This window comes from Streptomyces sp. NK15101, from assembly GCF_020400725.1.
In the GTDB taxonomy this organism is placed as follows: Bacteria; Actinomycetota; Actinomycetes; order Streptomycetales; family Streptomycetaceae; genus Streptomyces.
Genome location: NZ_JAINVG010000151.1, coordinates 1 through 9542, shown reverse-complemented (window position 1 = coordinate 9542; position 9542 = coordinate 1). Strand labels below are relative to the sequence as shown.

The 9542-nt window shown below is 72.5% G+C and carries 9 protein-coding genes and 1 pseudogene; 8 read left to right on the top strand and 2 right to left on the bottom strand.

Annotation, left to right across the window (positions count from 1 at the left end; genetic code table 11):
• Nucleotides 1-109 precede the first annotated feature (109 nt).
• From K7G60_RS37435 to K7G60_RS37420, 4 genes are all read left to right on the top strand, one after another.
• A complete protein-coding gene (locus K7G60_RS37435; protein WP_308083192.1) occupies nucleotides 110-643 on the top strand; it encodes a 2Fe-2S iron-sulfur cluster-binding protein in 534 nt (177 codons plus the stop codon).
• Nucleotides 640-1641 (top strand): xanthine dehydrogenase family protein subunit M, encoded by a 1002-nt coding sequence (locus K7G60_RS37430; RefSeq protein WP_225805432.1) that lies wholly within the window; start codon nucleotides 640-642, stop codon nucleotides 1639-1641. The genes K7G60_RS37435 and K7G60_RS37430 overlap by 4 nt, the downstream gene beginning before the upstream one ends.
• A 141-nt stretch (nucleotides 1642-1782) precedes the next feature.
• Complete coding sequence (locus K7G60_RS37425; protein ID WP_225805431.1) at nucleotides 1783-3906, top strand: xanthine dehydrogenase family protein molybdopterin-binding subunit; 2124 nt, start codon at nucleotides 1783-1785, stop codon at nucleotides 3904-3906.
• 227 nt (nucleotides 3907-4133) lie between these two features.
• Entirely contained in the window at nucleotides 4134-4694 is a 561-nt protein-coding gene (locus K7G60_RS37420) for a transposase (RefSeq protein ID WP_374115741.1), read from the top strand.
• Nucleotides 4695-4701: 7 nt separating this feature from the next.
• On the opposite strand, the gene K7G60_RS37415 is transcribed toward K7G60_RS37420, so the two are convergent.
• Nucleotides 4702-4944, bottom strand: a complete 243-nt coding sequence (locus tag K7G60_RS37415) for a hypothetical protein (RefSeq protein ID WP_308083189.1) — start codon at nucleotides 4942-4944, stop codon at nucleotides 4702-4704.
• On the opposite strand from K7G60_RS37415, the pseudogene K7G60_RS37410 reads away from it, so the two are divergent.
• A pseudogene (locus K7G60_RS37410) lies at nucleotides 4829-5583 on the top strand (transposase). The gene K7G60_RS37415 and the pseudogene K7G60_RS37410 overlap by 116 nt on opposite strands.
• 7 nt (nucleotides 5584-5590) lie before the next feature.
• Here the strand turns inward: K7G60_RS37410 and K7G60_RS37405 are convergent.
• A complete protein-coding gene (locus K7G60_RS37405) occupies nucleotides 5591-5875 on the bottom strand; it encodes a DUF3027 domain-containing protein (protein WP_225805427.1) in 285 nt (94 codons plus the stop codon).
• Between the two features lie 578 nt (nucleotides 5876-6453).
• Between K7G60_RS37405 and K7G60_RS37400 the strand changes: the two genes are divergently transcribed.
• The 3 genes from K7G60_RS37400 to K7G60_RS37390 are packed head-to-tail and all read left to right on the top strand — an operon-like array spanning nucleotide 6454 to nucleotide 9492.
• The gene (locus tag K7G60_RS37400) at nucleotides 6454-6681 is read left to right on the top strand and encodes a hypothetical protein (RefSeq protein WP_225805426.1); all 228 of its coding nucleotides are present in this window, start codon (nucleotides 6454-6456) and stop codon (nucleotides 6679-6681) included.
• 59 nt (nucleotides 6682-6740) lie between these two features.
• Nucleotides 6741-8303, top strand: a complete 1563-nt coding sequence (locus K7G60_RS37395) for a hypothetical protein (RefSeq protein WP_225805425.1) — start codon at nucleotides 6741-6743, stop codon at nucleotides 8301-8303.
• Between the two features lie 4 nt (nucleotides 8304-8307).
• The gene (locus K7G60_RS37390; protein WP_225805424.1) at nucleotides 8308-9492 is read left to right on the top strand and encodes a lanthionine synthetase C family protein; all 1185 of its coding nucleotides are present in this window, start codon (nucleotides 8308-8310) and stop codon (nucleotides 9490-9492) included.
• Nucleotides 9493-9542 lie beyond the last annotated feature (50 nt).

Sequence of the window (9542 nt, the reverse complement as noted above, 5' to 3'; positions counted from 1 at the left end):
CCGGCGGGTGGGCCTGACCGACCCGGTCGGTCAGGCCCGCCCACGTACCGCCACGCGGCGGACGTTCGGGCCCGCGTCGGCAAAGACTCCGAGGTGAGGAGGAAGACCGGTGGACCAGACCCTGCCGGAGCACGCGTCCACGGTGTCGCTGCGCGTCAACGGAACGGACCGCTCGCTCACCCTGGACCACCGCACGACCCTGCTTGACGCGCTGCGCGACCACCTCGACCTCACCGGCACCAAGAAGGGCTGCGACCACGGGCAGTGCGGTGCCTGCACCGTCCTCCTCGACGACCGGCGCGTGAACAGCTGTCTGCTGTTCGCCGTCGCGTGCGCGGGCCGTTCCGTCACCACCGTCGAGGGCCTCACGGACGGCGAGCGCCTCCATCCGGTCCAGGAGGCGTTCGTCGCCCGGGACGCCCTGCAGTGCGGCTACTGCACACCGGGCCAGATCTGCTCGGCCGTGGCCCTGCTGGACGAGGCGGCGCGCGGCGAACCCTCGCACGTGACACCGCCGGAACGACGGCCGGGTGAGCCCGTCGCCCTCACACCGGACGAGATCCGGGAACGCATGAGCGGGAACATCTGCCGCTGCGGCGCCTACCCGAACATCGTGGCCGCGATCGAGGAGGTCGCACGGTGAAGCCCTTCGCGTACGTGCGCCCCGAACGCACCGAGGAGGCCATCGCGCACCTCGCGGCCCACCCCGGCGCCCGCTTCCTGGCGGGCGGCACCAACCTCGTGGACCTGATGAAGCTGGGCGTCACCGGCCCGCCGCTGCTCGTCGACCTCGGTGCCTTGCCCCTCGACGGCGTCGCGGAGGCCCCCGACGGCGGCCTGCTGATCGGGGCGACCGCGCGCAACAGCGACGTCGCCGCCCACCCCGACGTGCGCAACCGCTACCCCGTGCTGTCCCAGGCCCTGCTGGCCGGCGCCTCGCCCCAGCTCCGCAACGCGGCCACCACCGGAGGCAACCTCCTCCAGCGCACCCGCTGCCCCTACTTCCAGGACACGTCCACGCCGTGCAACAAGCGTCTGCCCGGTTCCGGCTGCCCCGCCCGGGAGGGCGTCCACCGGGACCTCGCGGTCCTCGGCCACTCCACCCACTGTGTCGCCACGCACCCCTCGGACATGGCCGTCGCCCTCGCCGCCCTCGACGCGGAGGTCCGGCTGCGCGGGGCGGACGGCGAGCGGACGGTGCCCGTCGCCGCGTTCCACCGGCTGCCCGGCGACCGCCCGGACCTGGACACCGTCGTCGCGCCCGGCGAACTCATCACGGGCGTGACGCTCCCCGCGCCGCCGCCCGGCGCGCTCAGTGCCTACCGCAAAGCCCGCGACCGCGCCTCGTACGCCTTCGCGCTCGTCTCCGTAGCCCTCGTCCTGACCGTCGAGGACGGCCAGGTGGGGCACGCCGCCCTCGCTTTCGGCGGTCTCGCCCACAAGCCCTGGCGGGCGCGGGCGGCGGAGGAGGTGTTGCGGGGCGCGCCGGCCACCACCGAGACCTTCCGGCGGGCCGCCGATGCCGAACTCGCCGCCGCCGAGCCCCTCCGCGACAACGGCTTCAAGGTGCCGCTGGCCCGCAACCTCGCCGTGAGCCTCCTGGGTGACCTCGCGTCCCGCGCCGCCGCGGCCGCCCCGTGACGACCACGACGCGCCCGCACCCGTCCGCCACGCCCCCTGACGTCCTGCCCGGCGTCGCCCCGCCCGCCCGGCATCCGTCTGCCCGCCGAACGTCCGACCGCGCACACCCCGCCGTACGCCGACCGGAGGAGGCACCACGCCATGACCCGCCATGAACCCGCGACCGCGCAGCCTTCGGCGGCCGTCAGGCGTGACGCCCGCCAGAAGGTGACGGGCGAGGCCCGCTACGCCGTCGACCGGACGCCGCCCGGCTGCCTCCACGCCTGCCCGGTGCCCGCCGCCGTCGCCCGCGGGCGGGTCACCGCCGTCCACGCCGACGAGATCCTGCAGCGCCCCGGCGTACACGCCGTCCTCACCCACGAGAACGCCCCGCGCCTCGGCGACGCCGACGACCCGACGCTCGCGCTGCTCCAGGAGGACCGGGTCCCCCACCGGGGCTGGTTCGTCGCCGTCGTGGTCGCCGACACGCCCGAGAACGCCCGCGCCGCCGCCGACGCGCTGCGGATCGACTACGCGCCGAGCGAGCACGACGTCCGGCTGAGCGCCGACCACCCGCGTCTCTACACGCCCGAGAAGGCCAACGGCGGCCACCCGGCCGTACGCGAGCGGGGCGACTTCGACACCGCCTTCGCCGCGTCCCCGGTCCGCATCGACGCCACCTACACCATGGGCGCCCTGCACAACCACCCGATGGAACCGCACGCCGCCACAGCCTGGTGGGACGACGACGGCCTGACCGTGTACGACTCCAGCCAGGGCGCGACGACCGTACGGGACGTCCTCGCGCGCCTGTTCCGGATGCCCCAGCAGAAGGTCACCGTCGTCTCCGCCTACGTGGGCGGCGGCTTCGGCTCCAAGGGCACCCCCCGGCCGCCGGCCGTCCTCGCGGCGATGGCCGCCCGGCACACCGGCCGGCCCGTCCGGCTCGCCCTGCCCCGCCGCGACCTGCCCGCCACCGTGGGGCACCGCGCGCCCACCATCCAGCGCGTCCGCATCGGCGCCGCCGCCGACGGAACGATCGCGGCCCTCGCCCACGAGGTGGTCACCCAGACGTCCACGGTGAAGGAGTTCGTCGAACAGGCCGCCGTCCCGGCCCGCACCATGTACACCTCTCCTCACAGCCGCACCACCCACCGGGTGGTCGCCCTGGACGTGCCCACCCCGTCGTGGATGCGCGCCCCCGGCGAGGCGTCCGGGATGTACGCCCTCGAAGCGGCCGTGGACGAACTCGCCGAGGCGGTCGGCGTCGACCCGGTGGAGCTCCGGCTGCGCAACGAACCCGACACCGAGCCCGACAGCGGCAAACCGTTCAGCAGCCGGGGCCTCGCCGCCTGCCTGCGGGACGGCGCGCGCCGGTTCCGCTGGGCGGACCGGGACCCGCGCCCCGGCGTCCGGCGGGACGGGGACGTGCTGGCCGGTACGGGTGTCGCCGCCGCCACCTACCCCGTACTCCTGAGCCCGTCCCGCGCCTCCGCCCACGCCGCCCCGGACGGCCGCTTCGTCGTCCGCGTCAACGCCACCGACATCGGCACCGGGGCGCGGACCGTCCTCGCCCGGATCGCCGCCGACGCCCTCGGCGCCCCGCTCGACTCCGTAGGCGTCGAACTCGGCAGCAGCCGACTGCCCGACGCCCCCGTCGCCGGCGGCTCCTCCGGGACTGCGTCCTGGGGCTGGGCCGTGCACAAGGCCTGTGCCGCGCTGCGCGCGACCCTGGCCGCCGACCCCGGTCGTCCGCTGCCGCCCGAGGGCGTCACGGTCGAGGCGGACACGGACGAGGAGGCGAGGCGGACGTCCCCGTACGCCCGCCACGCCTTCGGCGCCCACTTCGCGGAGGTCCGCGTCGACACCGTCACCGGCGAGGTCCGGGTGAGCCGGCTGCTCGGCGTCTATGCCGTGGGCCGGGTCCTCAACGCGCGCACCGCCCGCTCGCAGTTCATCGGCGGCATGACGATGGGGCTCGGGATGGCGCTCACCGAACACAGCACCATGGACCTCGTCTTCGGCGACTTCCGCGAACACGACCTGGCCTCCTACCACGTCCCCGTCTGCGCCGACGTGCCGGACATCGAGGCACACTGGGTGGACGAGCACGACCCCCACCTCAACCCGATGGGCAGCAAGGGCATCGGGGAGATCGGCATCGTCGGCACGGCGGCGGCGATCGCCAACGCCGTCCACCACGCATGCGGCGTCCGCCTCCGAGCCCTCCCCCTGACCCCCGACCGCCTCCTCCCGCTGCTCACCGCCCGGGCGCCCGCCCCCTAGTAGCGCTTTGTCAGGTGGTCTTGTCGTGGCGGGCGGGTGGTAGTTCGCTGGCTGTATGAGGGCTGGGGAGCTTGCCGCGGTGCGGGGCCGGTTGGAGGAGTTCGCGGCGGAGGTGTTCGCGCCGTTGGCGCGTCGGGACCAGCGGGCGAAGGACGTCTTGTATCTGCGGGGCTGCTGCTGGACGGCCGCAGGAAGTCGATGCAGCCTCCGAGGAGGCTGCACGCCCGTTGTCCTGGCGTCTGTTCCTGCCCGCCGCCTGGGACGGTCCCGACGCGCAGGCCCGCAGGCGGTCCTGCCGGATCCCCGACAGCGAGCGTCACCGGCCCAAGTGGCAGCTCGCGCTGGACATGCTCGACGAACTCGCCGGCTCCGGGTTGCGGCCCGCAGTCCTGGTCGCCGATACCGGCTACGGTGCGAACGCCGACTTCCGCCACGGCCTGGACGAACGCGGCCTGGCCTGGGTGCTCCAGGTCAAAGGTGCGATGACCGCCCACGGTCGGGACGCGGTGCCGCAGCAGCCCGAATACGGCGGGCTCGGCCCCAGGCCGCTGCCCCGCTATCGCACCCGGCCGGTGTCATTGCGCGAGCACGTGCCGGCTGCGGGTCGAGGCCGCGGCCGGACGGTGACCTGGCGCGAGGGATCGAAGGCGGCGATGAGCTCGCACTTCGTGTTCCTGCGCGTCCGGCGCGCGGGCCGTCGCCCGCAACCGGCCGCCGACGGCACGATCGGGTTGTCCTGGCTGATCGCCCGGTGGCCCGAGGGCGAGAGCGAACCGGTGAGGTACTAGTGCCGCATCAGGCAACGTTCGCCCCGTCCTGACGTGTCACCCGGTTGCTGCGCCGGGCAGTACCGGGCGGCCAGAATGACCGCGCGGCTGAACGCGTGCGGGTCCGGGAGATCGACGACGACGAGGGCAGACGGCTGCTGCGGATCATCCGTAGGAGCACCGGCTCGGTGGTGACCTGGCGGCGGGCCCAGATGGTGCTGCTGTCCGCGCAGCGCATGCCGGTGGCGAAGATCGCCGAGGTGACGTTCACCAGCGCGGACCGGGTCCGGGATGTGATCCACAACTTCAACGCCGACGGCTTCGACTCGCTCTGCCCCAAGTCATGTTCTGCGTGGACGAATTCGGCCCCCTCAACCTCCAGCCCCACCCCGGACGGCAGTGGGCCGAACGCGGCGGACGGCACAAGGGCCCCGACCGCGAGCCCCGGCCCCGGCGGCGAGCGGCCTACACCCGTCCGCACGGTGTCCGACACCTGTTCGCCGCCTACGACCTGGGCAAAGACCAGCTCTACGGGCGCATCAAGAAGACGAAAAACCGGTCGAAGCTTCTGGAGTTCTGCCGCTACCTGCGCTCGCTGCACCCGATGGACTTACGCATCGCGATCGTCTGCGACGACTACTCACCCCACCTGACGACCAAGCGGTGCCAGCGGGTCGGGACCTGGGCTGCGGCGAACAACGTCGAGATCGCCTACACCCCGACCAACAGCTCCTGGCTCAACCGGATCGAGGCCCAGTTCACCGCCCTGCGCTACTTCGCCCTCGACGGCACCGACCACCCCAGCCACAAGGCCCAGGGCAGCATGATCCGCCTCTACATCATCTGGCGGCACAGACACGCTGCGGATGAACGCCTCCGCAGGGTCGTGGCCAGAGCCAACGTCGCTTGACCGGCCTCTACCCGAACGAGCCGTCGGCTCGACCGGCGAAGCTCTCGCAACCGTCGTGCTCGAACCGCACTCGCCCGTCGAATGACGAGCCAGGGTTGCTGCACGCTCCGTAGTCCTGGCCGAGCCGGCCGCTCAACGCGATCCAGAAGCGGCATCCTCCGCACTGGGCGTCATACCACTCGTCCCGGTAGCCGGACTGGGCCGTCGAGCGGTTCAACGCTACCTGCCAGCGCGCATGGCATCGATCATTGTGATCTTGATCGTCACCCGTCCAAGGCTCCTCCTCGGCCACTGTCGATGTCTCCCCACCCGTTCGATCCGGACCGTCAGTCCGCCGCTTGCCCGTGATCCTCTCACCGGGAAACAGGGCGAAGGTTCTCTGATGCGGCACTGGCAGGCGTCGCCGGCGCGGTGGTGGACGGTGCGGGCGCCGGCGGCGGTGCGCAGGTTCGGCCACCTGTTGTGGGCCTCGTCCGCACTGCCCGGCTCCACACACGACCTGACCACCACCCGTACCCACGGCATCGTCCGACCGACGTCCTGGCCGGCCGACGCGGTCTCCCGTGTCTTCACCGGTCCCCTCCTGGCCGCACGGCTCCGGTCGACGGCGCGAGGAGCGTCCCAGGGCGCGGTGCCTCTGGCCGAACGGCTGGGTCCGGGGCGGCGCGTGGGGTCTCCCTCGGGCGGCGAAGAGCTCGGACCGATAACCCGTTCGGACCAGGCCCGCTGGGGGGCCGCACAGCGGAGTCCTCGCAGGTCGGACCCGGTGGAGAAGCCGTCAGGAAAGGCTGGTGGAGGCCTTGCGGGCTGGCAGCGCACGATGACCGGCCGTTTCCTGGCAGCACGTCCGCCAGGAGACGGGAGGAACTCATGGCCAAGCAGGGCAAGGCGAGGTCCGCCTCGCTGAACGAGGTCAAGGCGAGCCTTGAACGGGCCTCCGCCGACGTCGACCGTGTGCTGGGGCTGCAGGGGATGAAGCCCGAAGGAGGTGCTGCCACCCCCGCCGTCGCCGGTTTCCACAGCACCCAGTCGATCGGCTGCAGCACGTACAGCGTGGCATGCGACGGTGGCGGCGGCGGCAGAACGGTGCAGATGTGACCGCGGAAGGATCACAAGCCAGCCGGGGCCCCTCGCGGGGCCTCGGCGAATGAGCGCCCGTGGACCGCCAGGCGGCCCTGGCTGCCCACCACCTCTTCGGCCTCGCCGATTCCCGGCATTACGAGCCGCTGTCCCGCAGGGCCATCACCCCCGAGTACCGCGACGCGCTGCGCCGGCTGCTGCCGGGCGGCTGGGTTCTGGAGCGCGGGGACGTCTGGCTGCACGCGCGGAGGGCGCCGGGATCCACGGGGCGGTCGGCTCCGCCGCCCACCCAGGGCTTCAAGATCCATGTCTCCTCCGCCCCCGTGCACGCCGTCCGCCTGTTCGAGCTCGTGGTCCCTGTGTGCGTGTCGTACCGCGTCGAATTCAAGGCCGCCGCCGACCCGGCGATGCTGGCCGTGCTCAACTCGAAGACACAGCAACGTGGCTTCTCCGGCAAGTTCATGACGCTGTACCCACCCGACGAGCACGTCTTCGCCGAGCTGATCGAGGCCCTGTACCAGTGCACGGCCGACGAAGCCGTCGAGGGGCCGTACATCCTCTCCGACCGGCGCTATCGGGACAGCAGGGTGCTGTTCTATCGTTACGGGGGCTTCCGGCCGCCGCGGCGACTCAACATCGACGGCACGCAGAGCACGTTTCTGGTGGCGCCTGACGGCTCGTACGTGGCCGACGAACGGCTGCCCCTCTTCCGGCTGCCGCCCTGGGTCCGCGACCCCTTCGCCGAGGAGCCGGCGGAGCGACCGGCGTCCGAGGCCACGGCGCGGTCCGGCGCGGAGTCCGACGGCACACTCCTCCACGATCGCTATCTCGTCGAGGGCGCCCTCGCCTTCTCCAACGTCGGAGGCGTCTATCACGGCACCGACCGGCTCACCGGGGATCCGGTCGTCGTGAAGGAGGCCCGGCGGCTCACCAACTGCTGGACGAGCGGAGACCGCACGGTCGACGCGGTCGACATGCTGCGCCACGAGTACGAGGTACTGCGCCGACTGGAGGGCTTGGACTCCGTCCCCCGGGCGGTGGACCTGTTCCGGGAATGGGAGCACACGTTCCTGGTGGAGGAACGGCTGGAGGGCGTCGCGTTCCACGACTTCTGGGCGCGCGACGAGGTCATCCTCGCCCCGTACATCCGACGGGAGGGAAGGGTGGACCGGTTCGTGCCCCTGTTCCGGGAGGTCGCCGGCCGCCTGGTCCCCATGATCGAAGAGGTGCACGCCCGCGGTGTGGTGCTCGGCGACCTCTCGCCGAACAACGTCCTGATCGACGCCGACACGCTTCGGATGCGGTTCATCGACTTCGAGAGCGCCGTCCACGAGGACGACGAGGCGGCGATGCTGTCCTACGGGACCCGCTGGGGCACGCCCGGCTTCCTTCACCCGGACCGCTCCTCGCGCAGCCGGCTCCTCCCCTGCGACGACTGGTACGCCGCGGCCATGCTGCTCTACAGCACCGTCGTGCCTGCCACCGCGTTCTTCGGCCTCAACCCCGCGGCGAAGGACCTCTTCCTCGACGAGCTCGTCGCCCTCGGCGTCCCCGCTCAGGTGAGGTCCGTCGTGTCGTGCCTGGCCGCCGCCCGGGTCGACGAGGCGAAGAGAGTCCTGGCCGGCTGGAAGGACGGATGACGCCATGACGCCCCTGGTGACCGAAAGGCACAGGCCCGGGGACGGTGTCCCGGCCTGTCCTGACGCGGAGGTCCGGCGCACCGTCGACGGGATCGCCGGCCTGCTGCTCCGTACCTTCGACGAGCGGCGCACCGACCGCCTCTGGCCCGCCGACTACACGGTCTTCGCGACCAACCCCCTGAGCGTGGCCTACGGCGCCTGCGGGCCTGCGCTACTGCTCGGTTCGAGGATGCGCGGCCGGGCGGCGCCGGCGGCCGGGCTGCCGACCGAGGTGGCCGCCTGGATGCTGGGGCGACCGCTGGACAACGACACCTATCCGCCAGGGTTGTACGTCGGCTTGGCCGGCATCGCATGGGCCTTCCACGACCTGGGCTGGGAGGAGCGGGGCGAGGCCGTGATGACCCTGCTGCGCTCCTCTTCCCTGCTGTACGACGATCCGGGTGTGTTCCTCGGCGTCGCCGGATGGGGACTCGCCTCGCTGCGCTTCCACGCGCGGACCGGACGGCAGCTCCATCTCGACCGTGCCGTGCAGGCGGGCGAGCACCTCCTCAGAACGGCCGAGCACGAGGGCGGCACCTGCTCGTGGCGGTCCTCTCTCGACGGTCTCGTCCATTACGGGTACGGCTACGGGGCGAGCGGCATCGCCCTCTTCCTCCTCCACCTGTACCTGGCGACCGGCGAAGAGCGCTTCCGTTCGTACGCCGTACGGGGTCTGGAGTTCGACCTGAGCCGTGCGAGCGAGAGCAGCCTCGGCCTGCAGTGGCAGCGGGTCGAGGGCGACCCCGTGGTGTACCCGTACTGGATCCACGGAGGCGCGGGGGTCGGCAGTGTGCTGGTCCGGTTCCACCAGCTGCTCGGCGACGAGCGGTACGGCGAACTCGCCCGGCGGGTGGCTGACGACACCTTCGTCACGTACTCCTACGCGCCCGGTCTGTTCGAAGGCCTGGCGGGGATCGGCGAGTTCATGCTGGACATGTACCGCTGCACCGGTGATGAGGAGTACCGGGACAGGGCCAATGCCGTCGCCAGGACCGTCCTGTGGTTCCGGGTCGAGGAGGAGGGCGGGATCGCGTTCCCCGGCCGTTGGCTGAACCGAATCGCCCACGACTACGCGACCGGCTCGGCGGGCATCGGCATGTTCCTGTCCCGGCTGGTCGCCCCCGGCGAACGTGCTTTCGTGGATCTGTGAGGGCTCGGCGGGTGCCCGGAGGCCCCCCCCCCCCCCCCCGGCCCGGGGCC

Excerpts from the sequence above, each read along its gene's own strand:
- K7G60_RS37390 (WP_225805424.1), top strand. The coding sequence starts at position 8,308 with ATGACGCCCCTGGTGACCGAAAGGCACAGGCCCGGGGACGGTGTCCCG.
- K7G60_RS37425 (WP_225805431.1), top strand. The coding sequence starts at position 1,783 with ATGACCCGCCATGAACCCGCGACCGCGCAGCCTTCGGCGGCCGTCAGG.
- K7G60_RS37400 (WP_225805426.1), top strand. The coding sequence starts at position 6,454 with ATGGCCAAGCAGGGCAAGGCGAGGTCCGCCTCGCTGAACGAGGTCAAG.